This window comes from Gemmobacter lutimaris (genome assembly GCF_003570715.1).
Classification (GTDB): domain Bacteria; phylum Pseudomonadota; class Alphaproteobacteria; order Rhodobacterales; family Rhodobacteraceae; genus Gemmobacter; species Gemmobacter lutimaris.
In genome coordinates, this window is the sequence record NZ_QXXQ01000001.1 from 430,355 (window position 1) to 451,902 (window position 21,548).

The 21,548-nt window shown below is 64.3% G+C and carries 16 protein-coding genes and 1 riboswitch; of the genes, 3 read left to right on the forward strand and 13 right to left on the reverse strand.

What is annotated here, in order from left to right:
* Window positions 1-25: 25 nt before the first annotated feature.
* Window positions 26-1,189 (forward strand): Hint domain-containing protein, encoded by a 1,164-nt coding sequence (locus D2N39_RS01980; protein WP_158589760.1) that lies wholly within the window; start codon window positions 26-28, stop codon window positions 1,187-1,189.
* 135 nt (window positions 1,190-1,324) lie between these two features.
* Complete coding sequence (ilvC, locus tag D2N39_RS01985) at window positions 1,325-2,347, forward strand: ketol-acid reductoisomerase (RefSeq protein ID WP_119133107.1); 1,023 nt, start codon at window positions 1,325-1,327, stop codon at window positions 2,345-2,347.
* A gap of 68 nt (window positions 2,348-2,415) precedes the next feature.
* Here the strand turns inward: ilvC and D2N39_RS23235 are convergent, their stop codons facing one another.
* From D2N39_RS23235 to D2N39_RS02030, 9 genes are all read right to left on the reverse strand, one after another.
* Window positions 2,416-3,024: an HNH endonuclease gene (locus tag D2N39_RS23235; protein ID WP_119133108.1), complete on the reverse strand. Its 609-nt coding sequence runs from the start codon at window positions 3,022-3,024 to the stop codon at window positions 2,416-2,418.
* Window positions 3,025-3,027: 3 nt separating this feature from the next.
* Window positions 3,028-4,371, reverse strand: coding sequence for a phosphoglucosamine mutase (gene glmM / locus D2N39_RS01995; RefSeq protein ID WP_119133109.1), 1,344 nt, complete (start codon window positions 4,369-4,371; stop codon window positions 3,028-3,030).
* Window positions 4,368-5,381, reverse strand: a complete 1,014-nt coding sequence (gene folP / locus D2N39_RS02000) for a dihydropteroate synthase (protein WP_119133110.1) — start codon at window positions 5,379-5,381, stop codon at window positions 4,368-4,370. The genes glmM and folP overlap by 4 nt, the downstream gene beginning before the upstream one ends.
* 42 nt (window positions 5,382-5,423) lie before the next feature.
* Complete coding sequence (locus tag D2N39_RS02005; RefSeq protein ID WP_119133111.1) at window positions 5,424-6,332, reverse strand: dihydroneopterin aldolase; 909 nt, start codon at window positions 6,330-6,332, stop codon at window positions 5,424-5,426.
* 106 nt (window positions 6,333-6,438) lie between these two features.
* Window positions 6,439-7,128: a cell wall hydrolase gene (locus D2N39_RS02010; protein WP_119133112.1), complete on the reverse strand. Its 690-nt coding sequence runs from the start codon at window positions 7,126-7,128 to the stop codon at window positions 6,439-6,441.
* A 227-nt stretch (window positions 7,129-7,355) separates the two neighbouring features.
* Complete coding sequence (locus tag D2N39_RS02015) at window positions 7,356-9,896, reverse strand: putative PEP-binding protein (protein ID WP_119133113.1); 2,541 nt, start codon at window positions 9,894-9,896, stop codon at window positions 7,356-7,358.
* A 139-nt stretch (window positions 9,897-10,035) separates the two neighbouring features.
* On the reverse strand, window positions 10,036-12,267 hold the full coding sequence (glyS, locus tag D2N39_RS02020) for a glycine--tRNA ligase subunit beta (protein WP_119133114.1): 2,232 nt from the start codon (window positions 12,265-12,267) through the stop codon (window positions 10,036-10,038).
* 147 nt (window positions 12,268-12,414) lie between these two features.
* Window positions 12,415-12,912 (reverse strand): DUF6446 family protein, encoded by a 498-nt coding sequence (locus D2N39_RS02025; RefSeq protein ID WP_119133115.1) that lies wholly within the window; start codon window positions 12,910-12,912, stop codon window positions 12,415-12,417.
* Window positions 12,909-13,844 (reverse strand): glycine--tRNA ligase subunit alpha, encoded by a 936-nt coding sequence (locus D2N39_RS02030; protein ID WP_119133116.1) that lies wholly within the window; start codon window positions 13,842-13,844, stop codon window positions 12,909-12,911. The genes D2N39_RS02025 and D2N39_RS02030 overlap by 4 nt, the downstream gene beginning before the upstream one ends.
* A gap of 201 nt (window positions 13,845-14,045) precedes the next feature.
* Here D2N39_RS02030 and D2N39_RS02035 point away from each other — a divergent pair, with 201 nt between their 5' ends.
* Window positions 14,046-15,854, forward strand: coding sequence for a trypsin-like peptidase domain-containing protein (locus D2N39_RS02035; protein ID WP_119133117.1), 1,809 nt, complete (start codon window positions 14,046-14,048; stop codon window positions 15,852-15,854).
* 51 nt (window positions 15,855-15,905) lie between these two features.
* Here the strand turns inward: D2N39_RS02035 and D2N39_RS02040 are convergent, their stop codons facing one another.
* From D2N39_RS02040 to metZ, 4 genes are all read right to left on the reverse strand, one after another.
* Window positions 15,906-17,378 carry a TrkH family potassium uptake protein gene (locus D2N39_RS02040; RefSeq protein ID WP_119133118.1) on the reverse strand — a complete coding sequence of 491 codons (1,473 nt, stop codon included), beginning with the start codon at window positions 17,376-17,378 and terminating at the stop codon, window positions 15,906-15,908.
* A gap of 31 nt (window positions 17,379-17,409) precedes the next feature.
* On the reverse strand, window positions 17,410-18,858 hold the full coding sequence (locus D2N39_RS02045; RefSeq protein ID WP_119133119.1) for a TrkH family potassium uptake protein: 1,449 nt from the start codon (window positions 18,856-18,858) through the stop codon (window positions 17,410-17,412).
* 52 nt (window positions 18,859-18,910) lie between these two features.
* Entirely contained in the window at window positions 18,911-19,999 is a 1,089-nt protein-coding gene (gene folE2, locus D2N39_RS02050; RefSeq protein WP_119133120.1) for a GTP cyclohydrolase FolE2, read from the reverse strand.
* Between the two features lie 206 nt (window positions 20,000-20,205).
* Window positions 20,206-21,390: an O-succinylhomoserine sulfhydrylase gene (metZ, locus tag D2N39_RS02055; RefSeq protein WP_119133121.1), complete on the reverse strand. Its 1,185-nt coding sequence runs from the start codon at window positions 21,388-21,390 to the stop codon at window positions 20,206-20,208.
* Between the two features lie 44 nt (window positions 21,391-21,434).
* A riboswitch (SAM riboswitch) is annotated at window positions 21,435-21,511 on the reverse strand.
* Window positions 21,512-21,548 lie beyond the last annotated feature (37 nt).

Consider the following 21,548-nt stretch of genomic DNA (forward strand, 5'->3'; position numbering starts at 1 on the left):
AGAGAACAACCGGCAGGCAACAGGCATGACCGAGCGGACAATCTATGTCCTCCCCAAAAGCGGGGTGTCGATCACGCGCATCAATGGCGCACCAACCAACCAGAATGACATCGTCGGCAACGCGCTAAACGGCGACGCCTTCAGTTGGGAGGTGCCCTATGACCTTGCACTGACATTCTCCGGGCCGACGACGGCGATCCATTTCGACGACAGCGACGGCAACCTGACCGACGATCCGTTCTATGGCGCGACCGTGATGGACCAGAGGCTCACACAGTCACTGAGCATCAACGGCACCACCTACACCCCGACGGACGAGACAATCCGCTGGAAATTCCCGCCGCCGGTGGGGGTGGAAAACGAATATGAAGTCACGCTTTACGATGCGGCGGGGCACAGCTATCGCATGGTCGGCGTGTCGATCACACAGGGCTACACCACGCAGGTCGTGGGCGTCATGTTCGAAGGCACCCCGCCCCCGCCCGGCACAACGCTTTACTATCTTCAGCGCATCTCCAGCTATTCGGGCTATGGCCAGTCAACCCCGATCGTCGATCCGGTGGTCTGCTTTCTCGCCGGCACCGAAATCGAGACCAACCATGGCCCCTGCCCCGTGGAACGCCTGCGCGCGGGCGATACGCTGCGCACATTGCATCACGGGTTGCAACCGCTGCGCTGGATCGGTCGCAGCACGGTGCGCGGCGTCGGGCTGAATGCGCCTGTGCGCTTCGAGCCGGGCGCGCTTGGCAATGCGCGGGCGCTCAGCTTGTCGCCCAATCATCGCATCCTGCTGCGCTGTCCCGAGGCGGAGTTGTTCTTCGGCTGTCCCGAGGTGCTGGTGCCCGCGAAATTCCTGATCGACGGGCTGCGTATCCACAGCGCCCCGGCACATCGGGCGGATTACCTGCATCTGCTGCTGGACCGGCACGAGACGATCTTCTCGGGCGCCGTCGCCACGGAAAGCCTGTTCGCGGGCCACGTGGCGCTGGACGTTCTGGATACGGCGGCAGTGGAGGATCTGCGCCGCGTGTTGCCGCAACTGGACGTGACCCATAAGCGGCTGAGCCATCGCAGCCTGAACCGGGCCGAGGCGGCCCTGCTGCTGGGACGATTGAAAGCGCAGGGGGCGGGGCGGTCACTGCCCGGTGTGGCGCTGACCGCCGCACCGCTGGTGCAGAATGCCGCCTGACGCATGAATAATCTCCTACCATCAAAAATGGCGCATGAAATTCACATCGACCGAAAACATTAAGAGAATTTTGCACAGAACCGCGCGGGGATATCCCTATCCTGCCCATCATCAAGGCAAGGAAAGGACCGCCTCATGCGCGTGTATTACGACCGGGATTGCGACATCAATCTGATCAAGGACAAGAAAGTGGCCATCCTGGGCTATGGCTCGCAAGGCCATGCCCACGCGCTGAACCTGCGCGACTCGGGCGCCAAGAACGTGGTCGTCGCGCTGCGCGCCGGTTCGGCCTCGGCCAAGAAAGCCGAAGGCGAGGGCCTGAAGGTCATGGAGATCGCGGAAGCCGCCGCATGGTGCGACGTGATCATGTTCACCATGCCCGACGAACTGCAAGCCGAGACCTACAAGAAATACGTCCGTGACAATCTCAAGCCCGGCTCGGCCATCGCCTTCGCCCACGGCCTGAACGTGCATTTCGGCCTGATCGAAGCGCCGGAAGGCGTGGACGTCATCATGATGGCGCCGAAAGGCCCGGGCCACACCGTGCGCGGTGAATATGTCAAGGGCGGCGGTGTGCCCTGCCTCGTGGCCGTCCATCAGGACGCAACTGGCAAGGCGCTGGAAATCGGCCTGAGCTATTGCTCGGCCATCGGTGGCGGCCGCTCGGGCATCATCGAGACCAACTTCCGCGAAGAATGCGAAACCGACCTGTTCGGTGAACAGGCCGTGCTGTGCGGCGGTCTGGTCGAGCTGATCCGCATGGGCTTTGAAACTCTGGTCGAAGCCGGCTACGCCCCGGAAATGGCCTATTTCGAGTGCCTGCACGAAGTGAAGCTGATCGTGGACCTGATCTACGAAGGCGGCATCGCCAACATGAACTACTCGATCTCGAACACCGCCGAATATGGCGAATATGTCTCGGGCCCGCGCATCCTGCCGTATGAGCAGACCAAGAAAGCCATGAAGGAAGTCCTGACCGACATCCAGACCGGCAAGTTCGTGCGCGACTTCATGCAGGAAAACGCCGTGGGTCAGCCGTTCTTCAAGGGCACCCGCCGTCTGAACGACGAACACCAGATCGAGCAGGTCGGCGCCAAGCTGCGCGCGATGATGCCCTGGATCTCCAAAGGCAAGATGGTCGACCGTTCGCGCAACTGAGCCGCGACCATTCGCATCAGAGGGGGCGCCTTGCGGGGCGCCCCTTTTTTATTCAGGCATCCAGCGCCTCAGTTATAACAATCCCGCCAGTCGTAAATCAGGTTTTCCAGCGCCGGGTATTTTTCGGGCAAAGCTACAGGATCAAAAGGCAATCCCCTCCTGATGGCCTCATCGACCTCGACATCCATCAAGTCCATCGACGTTGCATATTTGAAGCAGATCTTCAGATACTGACGCATCAGCACGAGGCAAGGGAAACTCTGGTTCTTGCGATACCAGTGCATCAGGTCGGTATTCCCGCGAGAACTGTTACACTTTGCGCAGCATGTGATAATATTCTCGGCGTCCCCGTCGCCGCCGCGCGAACGAGGGATAAGATGGTCCTTGGTCAATCGTTCGATAGACCCACAGTGTAGGCAACACGGTCCCGACAGCATTGATTGAAACAAGTCCCGTTCGAGTGAACGGATCGTCTTTTCTCCCCTGCAGAGCCGATAGAAATCAGGAACGGCGATGTGGTTCCGTTTTCTGGCGCCCGGCGGAAGCTGTTTTTCTTGCACAATCCGGGTCGCAATCAACCACGCGTAAGACCAGAAAATCCGGTCCGAGACTGTCCGTTTCCTGCGCTTCCAGTTGCTATCCGGCCAGTCCCAATCTGAACCTGCGGGAATGGTCATACTTCACACCGCCGCCTCCACCGCGGCAACGATGCCTTCGACCTCGGCGCGCAACAGCGCCTCATCCTCGCATTCGGCCATGACGCGGATCAGCGGTTCGGTGCCTGACTTGCGGATCAGAACACGCCCCCGGCCGGTCATGCGCGCCTCTGCCTCGGCGATGCGGGCTTTCACGGATGCATCAGAAAGCGGTTGTTTTCCAGCCTCATAGCGCACGTTCTGCAAAAGCTGCGGCACGGTTTCAAACGTGTGCAGCAGCTCGGACGCCGGGCGTTCGGTGCGCGCCATTTCGGCAAGGAATTGAAGGCCCGCCACCAGCCCGTCGCCAGTGGTCGCATAATCGGTCATCACGATATGGCCGGATTGCTCGCCGCCAAGGTTGAAGCCGCCGCGCCGCATCGCCTCCACCACATAGCGGTCGCCCACGGCGGTCCGTTCCAGCCGCAGCCCGCGCCCATGCAGGAAGCGTTCAAGCCCGAGGTTCGACATCACGGTTGCGACCAGTGTGCCGCCACGCAGCCGCCCCTCCTCGGCCCAGCGGGCAGCGAGAAGCGCCATGATCTGATCGCCGTCGGCCGTGCGGCCGTGCTGATCAAGGATCATCACCCGGTCCGCATCGCCGTCCAGCGCGATACCGACATGGGCACCATGCGCCACAACGGCCTCGGCCGCGGTCTGGGTATGGGTCGAGCCGCAATTTTCATTGATATTGGTGCCGTTCGGGGCCACGCCCACCGGAATGACCTCAGCCCCCAGTTCCCACAGCACCTCGGGCGCGGCTTTGTAGGCGGCGCCATTGGCACAGTCGATCACCACTTTCAGCCCGTCGAGCCGCAGCCCCGCCGGGAAAGTGGTCTTGACGAATTCCTGATAGCGCCCGCGCCCGTCCTCGATCCGCTTCGCCCGGCCGATGTTCTGCGGCTGGGCGGGCGCAATATCATCCGCAAGGATCGCCTCGATCTCGGCCTCGGCCTCGTCGGACAGCTTGAAACCGTCAGGGCCAAAGAACTTGATGCCATTGTCCTGATGTGGGTTATGGCTGGCCGAGATCATCACGCCCAGATCGGCGCGCATGCTGCGGGTCAGGAACCCCACGGCAGGCGTGGGCACCGGCCCCAGAAGCAGCACATTCATGCCGGTCGAGGTCAGCCCCGCCGTCAGCGCGTTTTCCAGCATGTAGCCCGAAAGCCGGGTATCCTTGCCGATCACCACGCGATGCGCCGAACCGCCATCGCGGCGAAAGAAACGACCGGCGGCGGCGCCAAGGCGCAGCGCCATCTCGGCGGTCATCGGATAGGTATTGGCGCGGCCCCGAACCCCGTCGGTGCCGAAAAGCTTGCGGCTCATGCCACATCTCCTGTCGTGACGGAGCGCCACAGGGTCAGGGCCTGCCGCGTCTCCCATACATCATGGACACGCAGGACCTGAGCGCCCTGCGCCACCCCGGCCAGCGCCACGGCAACCGAACCGGGCGCGCGGCGCGCGGCTTCGGCCTCGCCACCCAGCGTGCCGATGAATTTCTTGCGGCTGACGCCCAAGAGGATCGGGCAGCCAAGGCCGTGAAACAGGCTCAGGCCCCTGATCAGGGTCAGGTTATGGTCCAGCGTCTTGCCAAAACCGATGCCGGGATCGACCATGATCCGGTCGCGCGGGATGCCCGCGGCCTCCGCCTCGGCCACCTTGTCAGTCAGGAAGTCATAGACATCCAGCAACACGTCATCATAACGCGGGTCCAGTTGCATGGTCTGCGGTGTGCCCTGCGCATGCATCAGGCAGATCGGCACGGCGGCGTCCGCGGTGATCTGCTTCAGCGTCGCGTCATAGGTGAAAGCGGAAACATCGTTGACGAAGCTTGCCCCCGCCGCCAGTGCCGCCGCCGCGACAGCGCCCTTGCGGGTGTCGATGGAAATGGCAGCCTCGATCCCGCCCGCGCGCAAGGCGGCAATCACCGGGGCGGTGCGGGCGGTTTCCTCAGCCACCGGCACCTCGGGCGCACCTGGGCGCGTGCTTTCGCCGCCGATGTCGATGATATCCGCCCCCGCCCCGGCCATCATCTGGCCCTGGCTCAGCGCCGCTTCCGGGGCAAGGAACTGCCCGCCATCGGAAAAGCTGTCAGGCGTCACGTTCAGGATGCCCATGAGGCGCGGACGATCCATCGACAGCCCCGCGAAATCGGCGCGCGCTGCGGTCAGACGCCCGCGCACCTCCTCGGGAAGGTCGGTTGCCGCAATCAGGCGCGGGGCACAGCCACGCTCCAGCACTTCTACCCGGTCGAACCAGAGCCAGCCTCCGGCCAGCGTCAGGGCGCCGTCGGTGCGGCAGGGATCAGAGGACGGAACAGGTCTGTAATAGCGCATGATTTCGGATAGGCCCTTGCCGCAGCGCAGGCAAGCCCGTCGTCAGGCGTATTCCAAACGCACGCGGCTTCCCGCCGGGACTGTTACATCGCCGTGAACGACCAGCGCCTCTGCCGCCGTCAGTTCGGCAAGCCACAGCGCAAGCGCCTCGGGCGCGCGGGAATGCGGGCCGTCCACGGCATCCAGCACCAGTTTCGACGGCGCCCAGACAATCGTTTGTCCGTGTTTCATCGCCCAGTCGATTTCGGTGCGGGTGGCGACGACGACGCAACGGTCGTCCCGCGCGGCCAACGTCCATGCATTTTGCTCGATGGCCAACAGGTCGATTCGTCGCTGGGTCGGCTTGTGGCCAGTCACCGGACGCGGGAAATCGGGCAGCCCGACAGTCAGGATCAGCGGAAGGCCCCGCGCCTGCCAGGCATCAAGCCGCTGCGGCAGATCGGGCGCCGCAATGGCGGCATTGTCGAGATGGATCACCAGCGGATGCAGCGCCTGCATCGCACCTTCACTGTCCACCGCCTGCACCGGCGCCTCGGCCCGGCTGCGCACGATTTCCACCCCCAGCGCGCCGGGGCCACGATCCAGCTTTTCGACCCGCACGAAAACCCGCATCGCCTGCGGCTCGGCCAGCACCCGTTCCGCCACCTTTTCGGCCAGCGTTTCAAGCAGGTTCAGCCGCTCTTCCGCAAGCTCGGCTGCGATTGCCTCGGTGATCCGGTCATAGGAAAGGATGCGATCGACATCATCTTCCAGCGGCGCGGGATGCGGGCGCACCTCTACGACCACATTGAAGCGCAGGCGCTGCTTGTGGCCACGTTCCTGCTGGAACGCACCTATATCGGCCTCGACCACATGGTCGCGCAGGGAAATGCGGTCGCGGGGCGCCGCCCCGGCGGAGGCAAGGCTGCGTTCCTCCGGGTGGGCGAAGGCGAGACGGGTATCGCTGGTCATGTCGCCCTCCGGCGTTCGGGTCGTTCTGCGGGCAGTCTATCCGCCCGCGATGGCTATGCCCTGCCCGCCTGCGGCAGGCAAGGCCCAAGACCCGACATCGCGGCGGTTACTGGCGGTAGAACAGATGGGCGCCAATCGCGGCCGTGCGCTCGAACCGGCGCGACCAGGAGGGACGGATGTTGACGGTATGGAAATGCGTGGCGCCTGCGGTCAGGGCGCGCGGTGCGCCATCCAGCATCAGACGCGCGATCTTGCCAGCGCGGATCCAAGCACCCTTTTCCTTGGCCCGGTCGGATTTGCCATCGCAGGTATAGGAAAACTGGCACCCCTGGTTGACCACGCCGCAGATAGAGCGCGGATAGGCCGGGCTGTCGGCGCGGTTCAGGATCACTTCGGCTACGGCAAACTGCCCCCGGACAGACTCGCCCCGCGCTTCGTGATACAGCGCCGTCGTCAGGCACTGCCATTGTTCGTCGCCCGAAGTCGCCGGCAGCGCGTCAAGGAAGCTGTTATCATAACGAATGAGGTTCGGCGTGGAAATCTCTGGCAAGCCAGCTTTTTTCGCCTCACGCTTCGCAGACGGGCGTTTGATCTGCACCCCGTCGGCCAAGGCTGCGAGCCGTGCGGGTGCCACCTGGCCCATCGCTGTCCGTTCCATCCCCAGCAGCGACGTCATCTGGCCCCCCAGCGTGATCGCGGGGTCATTCGACTGGCTCACCGTCACATCGGCGAAGGCCGCTCCACTGAGGGCGACGGTAGCCGCGAGGGCCGTCGTCCAACCTTGTAGCAAGCGCATTAACTCTGTTCCCGGTCTTGTTCCAGCGCCGCGCGAAGGTGAAAAATCCAGTTTCGACGTGCGACAAGGGGCGCCCTTACCCCAGGACCGGACTGCGAGTCTACCCTAGTGGCAAAAAAACCACAGAGAATCGGCCATTTTTGCGCGATTTGTTGCCGAAGCCCTTTTGAAAAGCGCAAGCGAAATTACGGTAACACGACCGGGTTCCGCTTGTTTTTCCACAGTTTTCAGGGCTTCGGATCGGTCAGCGCCAGATGTGCTGCCGCAAGCCGCGCCAAAGGCACGCGATAAGGCGAACAGCTGACATAATCGAAGCCCGCACGGCGGCAGAAGGCGATTGATTCGGGGTTTCCGCCATGTTCGCCGCAGATCGACAACGTCAGATTCGACCGTGTCTGACGCCCACGCTCCGCACCGATCAGCAGCAGTTCCCCAACTCCGTCCACATCAAGGATATGGAACGGATCTTCAGGAAACACCCCTTCCTGCACATAGGTATTCATGAAGCGCCCGGCGTCGTCGCGGCTAAGCCCGTAGGTCATCTGCGTCAGGTCATTGGTGCCGAAGGACAGGAAAGCCGCGTGCTGGGCGATCTCGCCCGCCCGCAATGCCGCGCGCGGGGTTTCCACCATGACGCCCAGCCGGTAGTCGAAGCTGACCCCGGTTTTCGTGCGCACCAGTGCCGCCACCGCGTCGATCCGGGTTTTCACCAGCTCGACCTCACGCCGCGCCGAAACCAGCGGGATCATGATTTCCGGCACCACCGGCTCTCCCGCCCGGACAGTTTCCACCGTCGCCTCGAAAATGGCACGCGCCTGCATGTCATAGATCTCGGGCAGCACCACACCCAGCCGCACGCCCCGCATGCCCAGCATCGGGTTGAATTCTGCCAGTGCCTCGGCGCGGCGCGTGACCTCCGACAAGGGACGGTCCAGTGCCTCTGCCAGCTCACGCATCCCCTCGCGCGAATGCGGCAGGAATTCATGCAAGGGCGGGTCGAACAGGCGAATGCAGACCGGAAGACCCTTCATGATTTCAAAGAGTTGCACAAAGTCCGCCCGCTGCATCGGCAAAAGCCGCGCCAGCGCCGCCGCCCGGTCGGGGGCGGTATCAGCAAAGATCATTTCGCGCATGGCGACCAGCCGCGCCTCTTCGAAGAACATGTGTTCGGTGCGGCACAGCCCGATGCCCTGCGCCATGAAATCGCGGGCAGTCTGCGCATCCGACGGCGTATCGGCATTGGCCCGGATGCCGATGTCGCGCAGTTCGTCCGCCCAAGAAAGCAATTGCCGGAAAGACTCGCCTTGCGCCGAGGGCAGCATGTCCGCCGCCCCCACCAACGCCTCGCCCGAGGTGCCGTCGATGGTGATGATGTCGCCTTCACGGAACACGCGACCATCCCGCGCGGTCAGCTTGCGGTCACGGGTATCCAGCCGGATGTCGGAGGCGCCGACGATACAAGGCAGACCAAGGCCGCGCCCGATCACCGCTGCGTGGCTGGTCATGCCGCCGCGTTCCGTCAGCACGGCCGCCGCCGAATGCATGCCGCGAATGTCTTCCGGCGCGGTTTCCCGGCGCACGAGGATACAGGCCTCGCCTCGCGCCGCACTGGCCTGCGCCGCCTGCGAGGAAAACACGATGCGGCCGGTTGCGGCACCGGGGCTGGCGGCGATGCCACGGGCGAAAACGTCGCGCGGCCCGCGCGGATCAACCTGCGGATGCAGCAATTCCGACAGCGCGCGGGGCTCCACCCGCAGCACCGCCTCGGCGGGTGTGATCACCCCGTCGCGCGCCAGCGCCACCGCGACCTTCAGCCCTGCACGGGCCGACCGCTGCACCTTCACCGCATCCAGCACCGCCAGCTTGCCATCCTCGATGGTGAATTCGATCTGCATTTCCTCGCGCAGACGCTGACGGCAGATCGCCCCCTCTCGGATCAGTTCGGCGAAGATTTCAGGCGCCAGTTCTTCCAGCGAGGGGCCGCGCGGGTCGCGGGTCAGATACAGCGCCTCGCCTTTGGTCAGCGCGTCGCGGCCCTGACTTTGCCCCAGATAACGGCCGATCACCTTGGGATTTCCGGTCACCGGATCGACGAACTGGATCACACCGGAGCCCGAGACCCCCTGTCCGATCCCCTGCGCCATCTGCTGCACCACCAACCCCAGCGCCGCCTCGGCGGGCGCGCCCTTGGCCTGACGCAACAGCCGGGCGGTCGTTCCCTCCCATGCGCGGGCCATGGACCGCAACACATCGGCCAGTTGCCGGGCCGGGTCTTCGGGGAAGGGTTCGTCCATCTCCATCTCATAGGCGCGCAGCGCGTCGCTCAGCCCGCGTGCGCCGGGTTCCAGCCCCTCGAACATATCGGGGTCAAGGCGTGCAACATGCACCGCAAACCCCTGCACGAAGCGCAGATACAGCGCATCGGCCGCCGCCTGCCCGTGGCTTTCCACCAGAAGATCGTGGCGCGCCGCATTGAACCCAATATTGAGGATGGTGGCAGGCCCGCCCCAATCGGGGTTTTCCGGGCTGGGGCGCACAGAAATCAGCGGGCTGTCGCCGAAATGGCCCAGCACCGCCGGGCAATCCAGCATCTGCCCGGCGGCAATGGCGCGCACGGTCGAGGCGGGCAATGTGACCGTCTTGGGGACCGGTAGTTCCAGCCGTATCAGCCGTTGCAGGCATTTCGCCCGCCAGCCATGGCGCGGGGTCGAGACCTCGGCCGAGGGGGTGATAACGGTGAAATCGGTAAGAAGTTCGGTTTTCTGCACTGCGGCGCCCTTTCGGTTCGCGGGCAGAATACGCCGTTCGGGCCGTGGCGCAAGCGGCGCTGGCAAAAGGGGGGCTTTCCGCCCCCCTCGCCCGTTCCGGGCTCACCCCCCGGAGGATATTTTTACCAAGATGAAGGCGTCAGCCTTCGACCTTGGTGAAGTCGGCGACCTGCGCCACCAGTGCGCGAATGCGGTGGAGGAGGTTCAGACGGTTGCGCCGCACAATGGCGTTTTCGGTATTGATCTGAACCGCGGTGAAGAAGGCGTCGATAGGCGCGCGCAGTTTGGCCATGGCGGCCATGGCGGCGGCGAAATCTTCCTGCGCCATGGCGGGTTTAATCGCCGCTTCGCCCGCGTCGAGCGCGGCGAACAGGGCGCGTTCCTCGTCGGTTTCGGCGAATTTGGGATCGGCGCCGAAGCTGTATTCCACCCCGTCCTTCTGTTCAGCCTGGGTCAGGATGTTGTTCGCCCGCTTGAAGCCTTGCAGCAGGTTGGTGCCATCGTCAGAGCCGAGGAAAGCTTGCAGGGCTTCCGCGCGTTTCACCAAGAGTGTGAGGTCGTCGTTCCCCGGCATGGCGAGGCAGGCGTCGATCACATCGTGGCGGATGCCCTGATCGCGGAGGAAGACCTTGAGGCGGTCGTGGAAGAAGGAGAGGAGGTCGGCAACTTTTGGCAGTGTAGCGGGCGGTTCATCTGCAATACCTGCAGCGTTCTGACGGAAGACTTTTTCCCGAATAGGGCCCAAAAGCTCTGCAATATTTCCGCCATTTTCAGCGCCATCTGCAGCTTCGCCAATTGTTATGCTCTCAAGAGATTTGGCAATAATCTTCCCAGTTTCCACGAAGCAGCGGTTCATCCCAGTTCTTGCGACCGAAGATAGCGTAACCCGCACCCCATTCCCCAGCACCAGCCGGATCACGCCCAAAGCCGCCCGGCGGAGGGCGAAGGGGTCTTTGCTGCCCGTGGGTTTCTCGTCAATCGCCCAGAAGCCGGTCAGCGTGTCGATCTTGTCGGCCAGCGCCACGGCGACAGACACCGGCTCGCTCGGCACTGCGTCAGACGGGCCAAGGGGCGAGTAATGGTCGCGCGCCGCATTGGCGATGGCTTCGGGTTCCCCCGCCTCCAGCGCGTAATAGCGGCCCATGGTGCCTTGCAGTTCGGGGAATTCGCCGACCATGGCAGAGCGCAGGTCGAGTTTCGCCAGCCCGGCGGCACGTTCGGCCTGATCCGGGTCGGCCCCCACCAGCGGCGCGATCTCGCGCGCCAGTGCGGCGATACGGGCGATGCGGTCGGCCTGACTGCCCAGCTTGTTGTGGAAGGTCACGGCCTTCAGTCCTTCGGCCCAGTCGCCCATACCGGCCTTGGCGACGCGCAGGTCGTTTTCCCAGAAGAAGCGGGCGTCGGACAGGCGGGCGGACAGCACCTTCAGATTGCCCTTCAGGATGGTCGCGCCATTGTCGGCGGTTTCGCGGTTGGCGACGGTGACGAAGCCCTCGATCCGGCCCGATTTCGGGTTTCTGACCGAGAAGAATTTCTGATGCTCGCGCATCGAGGTTTGCAGCACTTCGGGCGGCAGGTGCAGGAATTCGGCGCCGATGGCGCCCATCAGCACCACGGGCCATTCCACCAGCCCCGCCACCTCGGTCAGCAGCCCCGCATCCGGGACAAGTTCAAGACCGCGCGCAAAGGCCTGATTTTGCGCATCATTCCAGATATGCGCCTCACGCTCGGCGCTGTCGAGCATCACGAAGGCGCGGCGCAGTTTGGCGGTATAATCGTCAAAGGACGAAACCGCGAACCGCGCGGGTGCCATGAAACGGTGGCCGCCGGTCGTATTGCCCGCGACGATCCCGTCAACCGACATCGGCACAACCTCGGCCCCGCCCTCGTCGCCCAGAAGGCAGAGGATGGAATGCAGCGGTCGCACCCAGCGCAGGCTGCCCGAGCCCCAGCGCATCGACTTCGGCCAGGGGAAAGTGCGGATGGTGCGTTCCAGCACCTCGGCGATGATTTCGGCGGCCTTGCGGCCGGGTTTCTCGATGACGGCGAAAAAGACCTCGGCCTTCTTGTCGGCGCGCTTTTCCAGCTGCTCCAGCGTCAACCCGGTGGAGCGCAGGAATCCGTCAAGCGCGGCCTGCGGCGCGTCGGTGCGCGGGCCCTTGCGTTCCTCGCGCACGGGTTTGCTTTCGGGCGTCAGCCCCTGCACCGTCAGCACCAGACGGCGCGGCGTGGAAAAGGCCCCGGCGCTTTCATAGGTCAGACCCACCTCGACCAGACCGTCAGTCACCAGCTTCTTCAGGTTCTCGCGCGCGGCGGCTTGCATCCGCGCCGGGATTTCCTCGGAAAACAGTTCGATCAGCAGGTCGGACATGGAGATCTTCTTTCAGCTTCGCGGATCATCCGGGCGCGGCCGCGCCCTGCCTGCGGCATACAGGCCCGCCCGTCGCCACGCAAGCGGACCGGGGCGATTTTGCGGCACATCCCGAGGGCGAAACGGCGCCGCCCCCTGCCCTGCCGCTTACTTCAGGATGCCCTTGGTCGGGTCTTCCTTCAGCTTGTCGTTCAGCTGGTGCCAGGCATAGGCATTGCCGTTCGGAAAGACCGCGACAACCCGATCCACCCCCGGCACGATGTCATGGACCGACAGGAAGGCGATGGCCTCGCCGGTTTCCAGCGCCTCGCCGATCTTTTCGGCGTTGAAGCAATCGAACCACGGCGGGCCGACCAGCGGTTCGGCCTGATCATAGACCCGGTAGGTCTCGGTCAGCATGGCTTGGCTCATCGGGGTGTGGAAACAGGCCCGGAAGCGCAGCGGCGAGGAGGTGGCGTCGATACCCTCTACATTCTCGGCCAGAATCGCCTCGGGCGCTTCACCGAGAATCGGGGTCAACTGGATTTCCGCCCCCGGCTGGAAGGTGGCGGGTTCGTAGAAAGCGTAGATCTGCAACCAGTAGATTGCGATTCCTGCGATTGCGGCGATCAAGACGATTCCCCCCGCGATGAGCTTGCCACTCACGCCGCCGCCCCCACCGAGGCGCCCGCCTCGGTCTGGACGAAGGCATCGGCGCATTTCTTCGCCAGCGCGCGCACCCGGCCGATATAGGCCTGCCGTTCGGTGACCGAGATCACGCCGCGCGCGTCGAGCAGGTTGAACAGGTGGCTGGCCTTGATGCACTGGTCATAGGCGGGATGCGCCATGATGATGCGCTTGCCGCTGTTCGGGTCTTCAGGGTCAAAGGCCAGCAGGCGTTCGCACTCTGCCTCGGCATCCTCGAAATGGCGCAGCAGCATCTCGGTCGTGGCGCCGTCGAAATTGTGGCGGCTGTATTCCTCTTCCGTCTGGCGGAAGATGTCGCCGTATTTCAGCGGGATCGGGCTGTCTGGATCGTTGAAGGGCATGTCCATGACATGATCAATGCCCAGCACATACATCGCCAGACGTTCCAGACCATAGGTCAGCTCGCCCGAGACCGGCTTGCAGTCATGCCCGCCGACCTGCTGGAAATAGGTGAACTGGCTGACTTCCATGCCGTCGCACCAGACTTCCCAGCCCAGCCCCCAGGCGCCCAGTGTCGGGCTTTCCCAGTCATCTTCCACAAAGCGGATGTCATGCAGGCTGGTGTCGATGCCGATGGCGTTCAGGCTGCCCAGATACAGGTCTTGCAGATCGGGCGGCGAGGGTTTGATCAGCACCTGATATTGATAGTAGTGCTGAAGCCGGTTCGGATTCTCGCCATAGCGGCCGTCGGTCGGGCGGCGCGAGGGCTGCACATAGGCCGCGGCCCAGGGTTTGTTGCCAAGGCTGCGCAGCGTGGTCGCCGGGTGGAAGGTGCCCGCACCCACCTCCATGTCATAGGGTTGCAGAACGGCACAGCCCTTTGCGCCCCAATAGGTCATCAGGCGCAGGATGATTTCCTGAAAGCTGCGGGGCGTGGTGCTGACGGGCATGGCGGACCTCATGGACGGACGGGCCGGGATTTCCCGTCTGCATAGGCAGAAGGCGCGCGAGGGTCAATGGCAGGACAGGGGCGCACGCGGCGGGCCGCCTGCTCGCGCAACTGTCAGTTTCCAAAGGCGCACAGCGTTTGCATGCAGGCGCGGGCGCGTGTAACGCTCGGGCGACTTGGACGTGACGGGATTTCTGTAGGAATGAAACATATTCTTCATCTGCTTGGCCTTGTGATCCTGCTGGCTCTGCCGCAGGGCGCGCGGGCGCAGGCGCAATACTGGCTTCAGATCGAGGCGCAGCCGACGCTGCGCGAAGCCGAGGACCGCGCGCGCGCCTGGTCGGCACTGTTTCCCGATGTGGCGGGCTTCGGCCTTGGCGCGGGCTGGTATGCGCTGACGCTTGGCCCGCATCTCGACCGCGACGCCGCGCAAGAACGGCTTGTGCAACTGAAACGCGAAGGGCTGATCCCGCGCGACAGCTATGTCACCGACAATCGCGCGCTGCGGGATCCGTTCTGGCCGGTTGGGCTTGGCCTGACGCAGCCCGAAACGGCAGCGCCCGAAGCACAACCCGTCACGGTGCCCGAAGTGCAGACCGAGGTTCTGCCGGATGCACAGCCCGAACCGGAAGCCGAAGCGGCGGCGCAACCCGCGCCGGATGTGGTTCCCGAACCCGCTGTCATAGAGGAAACGCTCGCAGAAGCCCGTGCCGCCGAGGCGCGTCTGGACCGCGATCAGCGGATGGAACTGCAAACTGCGTTGCAGTGGTTCGGCTTCTACAATGCCCGGATCGACGGCGCCTTCGGCGCTGGCACCCGCAAGAGCATGGCCGACTGGCAGACCGCCAACGGGCTGGAACCGACGGGCGTGCTGACCACGATGCAGCGCGAAACGCTGGTGGCCGCGCATCAGCAGGCGCAGGCCGAACTGGGCCTGCAAACCGTTACCGAAGAAGAGGCGGGGATCGAGATCACCCTGCCGACCGCATTGGTCGAATTCGACCATTACGAACCGCCCTTCGCGCATTTCCGTGAAAAGAATGGCTCGGGCGTGCGGGTCATCCTGATTTCGGAACCGGGCGACCAGTCCACGCTCTACGGGCTTTACGACGTTCTGCAAACGCTTGAGGTCGTGCCGCTGTCGGGCGAACGCAGCCGGGCTGAACGCAGCTTCACCATCGACGGACGCAACGGCAAGGTAGCAAGCCACACCTATGCCGAACTGTCGAAGGGGCTGATCAAGGGCTACATGCTGATCTGGGATCCGGCGAAGGATCAACAGATGGGCCGCGTGCTGGCGGCGATGCAGGCGAGCTTCCGTTCGGTCGGGGACAAGGCGCTTGACCCCGGCCTTGTGCCACTGTCCGACGACAGCCGTCGCAGCCTGATGGCGGGGCTGGAAGTGCGCCGTCCGGAACTGTCGCGCACCGGCTTCTATGTCGATGGCAGCGGCGCCGTGCTGACCACGCGCGAGGCGGTGGAGGGCTGCAACCGCATCACGCTGGACCTGCGCAGCGATGCAACCGTGGTCTTCTCGGATGCCGCAACCGGGCTTGCACTGTTGAAACCGGCAAAGCCGCTGTCGCCGCCGGCGGTGGCGGAACTGCTGACCGGACCGGCCCGGCCGGGTCAGGAAGTCGCGGTTTCCGGCTACAGCTATGAAGACACCCTGCCCGCCCCGACGCTGACCTTCGGCTCTCTGGAGGATATGAAGGGGCTGGACGGCGAGGCGGGCATCGCGCGCCTCTCGCTTCCGGCCCTGCCCGGCGATGCGGGCGGCCCGGTGCTGGATGGTGCGGGCACCGTCATCGGCATGTTGCTGCCGCGCGATACCGCAGGCAGCCGCAGGCTGCCTGACAGCGTGACCTATGCCGCGCAGGCCGCCACGATTGCCGCACGCCTGACCGAGGCGGGGGTCACGCCGCATGCCTCGGCCCGCAGCGGCGCGCTGGCGCCGGAAGATCTGAACCGGATGGCGCGGGGCATGACGGTTCTGGTATCCTGCTGGTAAGGACAAACCATGCAGACAAAGGGGGCCGTCACGCGCGGCCCCCTTTGCATGTCAGTCACGCCAGAACCGCGCCATGAACAGCACATAGACCGACAGAAGCTCCAGCCGGCCAAGGATCATCCCGGCGATCAGCAGCCATTTGGAGGCGACAGGAAAGCTGTCCACCGCGCCGGTGCGCCCGACCTCCGGCCCCCAGACCGGCCCGATATTGGCGAGAGACGTCCATGCCCCGGTCAGCGCCGCGCTGTCCGACAGGCCGCTGAGCGACAGCGCCACAACCAGAAGGCCGAAGGTCAGAACGAACAGCGTGAAGAACATGATGACCGAATCCAGCACGTCATCGCTGACCGGATGCCCGCCATAGCGCATCTGAACCGCCGCACTGGGATGACGCAGGCGGCGCAACTGCACCTTCACCGCCTCGATCAGGATCAGATAGCGGAACACCTTCACCGAACAGACGGTCGAGGAGGTGCAGCCGCCGATCAGCCCGACAGTCAGCAGCACGGTAAAGGCGAACGCCCCCCAGAGCGTCACATCGGCCGAACCATAGCCGGTGCCGGTGAACACGGTCACCACGTTGAAAAGCACATCGGTGGCGATGCGGTCCGGCGCAATCTCGTGCTGCCACCAGGCGAAGAACAGGATCAGCCCGACCGCAACCGCATTCCAGCGCAGGAAGGCGCGCACCTGAATATCGCGGAACAAGGGCGCCACATCGCCGCGCATCACCTGCACATAGCGGATGAAGGGCAGCGAGGCCATCAGCATGAACAACACCGCCACCAGTTGCGGCGCGCCTGAGAAGGCGCCGAAGCTGGCGTCGCGGGTCGAAAAGCCGCCGGTGGACACACAGGTCAGCGCGTGCATCACCGCCTCGAACCCCGACATGCCCATGGCCTTGAAGGCCAGTGCACAGGCCACGGTAATCAGCGCGTAGATCTGGATCAGCCCGACCGAGATCTCAAACGCCCGCGGCAGGATCTTGCCCAGCGTGTCAAACCCTTCCGAGCGGAAGAACTGCATCCCGCCCACCTTCATCACCGGCAGGAAGATCAGCGCCACGATGACGATGCCAAGGCCACCCAGCCATTGCAGCATGCCGCGCCAGAGGTTCGTGCCCATCGGCAGCAGATCCAGCCCCGGCGCGCCGGTATGCGTATCCGGCCCGATAATGGTGGTGCCCGTGGTCGTCATGCCGGAAACTGCCTCGAAATAGGCATCCGTCACGCCAAGGCCCGGCTCACCCAGCATGAAAGGGACCGCCCCGAAAGCGGGCAGGATCGTCCAGACCGCCGTGGTCAGCACGAAAGCCTGTTTCACCGTCAGGCCCTGCCGGTTCGCATTGGCGCAGGTCAGCGCCATCACCGCGCCCGTCACGGTGGTAATGGTCGCCGCCGACAGGAAGGCAAGCCAGTTGCCATGCCCGGTGATCCGGTCCAGCGCCAGCGGCAGCAGCATCAGCCCGCCGAGAACGACCAGCAGCAGGCCAAGGATATAGGCGATCGGTCGCAGATCAATCATGCACAGAACCTCGCCCCGCAGCCACCGGCTGTCAATCGCGCCAGAAGCGCGGCATCAGCACCACAAGGAAAGCCAGAAGCGACAGCCGCCCCAGCAACATCGCGGCAATCAGGATCCATTTCGCCGCTGTCGGGAATTCGATGAAGGTGCCGGTACCCGCGACCAGCGGGCCGATGCCGTAGCCAATATTGCCGATCGACGTCCAGACCGCGAAAAGCGCGCTTTCCATATCGACGCCGGTGAAAGTCAGCGCCGCACTCAGCACACCGATGATCAGGATGTAGGAGGTGACGAACATCATCACGCCGTTCATCGTTTCGGTATCCACGGGGCGCCCGTCATAGCGCACATGTTCCACCCGGTTCGGCATGTCGATCTGACGCAACTGGGCGCGCACGGCGCGGACCGAAAGCTGAACCCGGAACACGGTTAGAGCACCGGAGCTTGACCCCGAACAGCCGCCGATCATGCCCAGCGTGAAGGCCGACACCAGAACGAAGCCGCCCCAGCCCGTGAAAGTGCCGGACCCGAAGCCCGTGCCCGTCATGATCGAAGTGGCATTGAACAGCACTTCGCGGAAGATCGGTTCGATGGCGCCGCCTTCGGTCAGCGCCCGCCACAGCGTCAGGATCAGCACCGCGACCGCCAGCCAGACCACAAAGCTGCGGGCCTGTGCATCGCGCCACAGGGCCGTGTGTCGGCCGGTCACCATCTGGACGTACCGGATGTAGGGCAGTGCCGCCAATATCATGAACAGCGCCCCCGCATACTCCGGCAGGCCGCGATAGGCCCCGAAAGAGGCGTCCTGCGGCGAAAATCCCCCCGTGGCGATGGTGGCGAAGGCATGGACAACCGCATCCAGCGGCGCCATGCCCACGCCCAGATAGACCACCAGACAGGCCAGCGTCAGCCCGGCATAAACCCCCAGCAGCGACAGCGCGATGTCGCTGGCGCGCGGCAGCACCTTGCCCAGCGTATCGAACCCCTCGGTCTTGAAGAACTGCATGCCACCCACCCGCATCACCGGCAGGAAGATCATGGCGATGAAGGCGATCCCGAGCCCCCCCAGCCAGTTCAACATGCCGCGCCAAAGGTGCATCCCCTGCGGTTTGTCCGCCAATCCGGTGATCACCGTCGATCCTGTGGTGGTGATGCCCGACACGGCCTCGAAATACCCGTCTGTAAAGCTCAGCCCCGGCGCCCCGATGATGAAGGGCAGCGATGCGAACAGCGGCAGGAACAACCAGATGCCAAGGGTCAGCAGAAAGGCGGTGCGGCTGTCGAAGCCGCGCTCCAGCCCGGCGCGTGTCGCCATAGCCACCAGAAGCCCGGTGCCTGCCGTCACAATCGACGCTTCGACGAAGGCCCCGCCGTTGCCATTGGCCAGCGCCGCATCCAGCAGGGCCGGAATCAGCATCAGGCTGCCAAGGATGAACAGCAGGCGGCCCAGAATACTGGCGGCGGGGGTGAGGTCGATCATGATGCGCAAGACCTCAACCGCCCGCTTGCGTTTGTCAAGCGCGGGTCTGACGTCACCCGACGTGGAACAGCGTCCCGAACAGCCGCGGATCAAGGCTCGGCTGCGCGAAGGTCGGCCCTTCGGTCAGCACGCTGACGGCATCATGGCTGTGCAGGCTTTCCTGATGGCTGGCCACGATGCGGAAATCGCCCACCCGCGGATCGGCCTGCAACTGCGCGCAGAACAGCCGCGCCGCATCTTCCACGAAAATCGGATTGGCCGCATTCAGTTCCGCAAAAGCCTGTTCATCCTCGCGCTTCACCATCACCTGCGTTTCGGTCGGCACGGCGCGGCGGCACAGTTCGATCAGATCCTCGAACCACAGCGCGGGACCCGGATTGGCCACGACCGAGATGCGCGCCACCGACCGCTGCGAATGCGGCGTCGCCAGTTGCCCGCGCGTGCGGCGGGCATGTTCGCTGAGTTCCAGCGAGCACGGGCAGGTCGAGGAGTAAACATAGTCGAGGTGCATGATCTTCAGCCGCTCGCCCGCGCGGTCCACCAGTTCCAGCGCGATGTCATAATATTGCCAGCCCGACAGACCGGACCGCAGCGACGGCACCTTCAAGGGGAAGGAAAACCGCATCTGGATACGCGCATCGAAGCTTTCCAGATCGCGTTTGTAGTCGCTCAGCGCGTGTTCGATGACATCGAAGCTGAAATCCCGCTCGGCATGGGTATAGAAGGACCGCATGATGCGGCTCATGTTGATGCCCTTCTTTTCCGCCTCAAGGCTTACCGTTCCGGTGACGCTGGTTTCCAGCAGCACCTCGCCCGCATCGCGGGTGCGGTAACGGATGGGCAGGCGGAAATTGGAAATCCCGACATGCTGGATCTGCGTCTTCGCCCCACGGATCAGGCTGGCCGGGCCGTTCTGCAAATCGGGCAGCGTCGCCTTGTAGGCGGCATCGGCACGAAATTCGGCCGGATAGCTGGTGGACAGCTCGGGATAGCCGTCGCCGATCAGCGCCCGCGCGGCGGGATCCAGCGCCAGCATTTCCGCGTCTGACGCCTTGGAGGCCCATTGACGCAACAGTGCCAGCGCCGCCTCCACCTCTTCATGGCCGGGCTTGCGATCCAGTTCGGGGGTGCGAATGTTCATCGGCGGTCCTTTCGGTTCCGGCGGGGTCAGGCAGGTTTTCTTGCCCGCGCCTTCAATGTCAGCAGGATATACGAAGGGCCGTGCCCCCCGGATCACTCACGCCCCGGTCTCCCGGAGCGCAGGGTCAAGATAGGCATGACCGGAGGTGATTGTAAGGCCGGAGGCGACGCGAAAACGGGCATTTGCGCCGCCTGCCGGTGCCGGGATCAGACTGCCGCCAGCGCGTTCTTCAGGTCGGCCACCAGATCACCCGCATCTTCCAGACCGACCGAGAACCGGATCAGGCCGGGCGTGATGCCCAGCAGGTCTTTCTGATCCTGCGGCAGCCGCTGGTGCGTCGTGGTCGCCGGATGGGTGGCGATGGATTTCGCATCGCCCAGATTGTTGGAAATCTTGATGATCTCCAGCGCATTCATGAAGCGGAACGCCGCCTCTTTCCCGCCCTTGATGTCGAAGGCGACCATGGTGCCGCCCGACCCCATCTGCTCCATCGCCAGCGCATGTTGCGGATGGCTGGCAAGGCCGGGGAAGATCACTCGCGACAGCCGCGCATCACCCTCCAGCGCCTGCGCCACCGTCAGCGCGCTGTCCGCCATGGCGCGACAGCGCAGGTCCAGCGTCGCCATGCCGTTCAGCATGATCCAGGCGGTGAAGGGGCTCATCGAGCCGCCGGTATGCTTCATGTAGGGTTCAACCGTCTTGCGGATGAACTCGGTCGTGCCGCAGATCACCCCGCCCAGCGCGCGGCCCTGCCCGTCGATGTGCTTGGTGGTCGAATAGATCACCGCATCGGCGCCCAGATCCACCGCCCGGCTGAAGATCGGGGTCGAGAACACATTGTCCACGATGACCAGCGCGCCCGCCGCATGGGCGATATCCGCCACGCCCCTGATGTCCACCAGTTCCAGCGTCGGGTTCGACATGCTTTCGAAGAACACGGCCTTCGTCACACCCGGACGCACCGCCGCGCGCCATTGGTCCAGATCCGCGCCATCGACGAAGGTCACCTCCACCCCGTAGCGGCCCAGCACCTCTTCAAGGATGTAAAGGCACGAGCCGAACAGCGCCCGCGCCGACACCACATGATCGCCCGCGCGCAGCGCCGACACCAGTGCCCCGTTCACGGCCGCCATGCCACTGGCGGTGGCAAAGGCATCTTCCGTGCCTTCCAGCGCCGCGATGCGTTCCTCGAACATCCGCGTCGTCGGATTCCCGTAGCGGGCATAGATGAACTCGTCGCCCTCGATTTTCAGGAACCGCGCCTCGGCGGCCTCGGCCGTCGGATAGGCAAAGCCCTGTGTGAGGAAGATCGCCTCGGCCATCTCGCCATATTGGCTGCGGCGGCTACCTTCATGCACCAGCGTGGTGCGGGTTTTCCAGTCTTTGCTCATCTCTGCCTCCGGCAAAACAAAACCCCGAAGACCGTCCGGCTTCGGGGTCAGAGCCCTTCACCTTTTAGCGGTTTGTTTAACGTGGCCCGCAATCCGGTCACAAAGCGCCACAAGGCCCGCCATACGCCCCGTGCACGAAAAGGTCAACGCCACGCGGC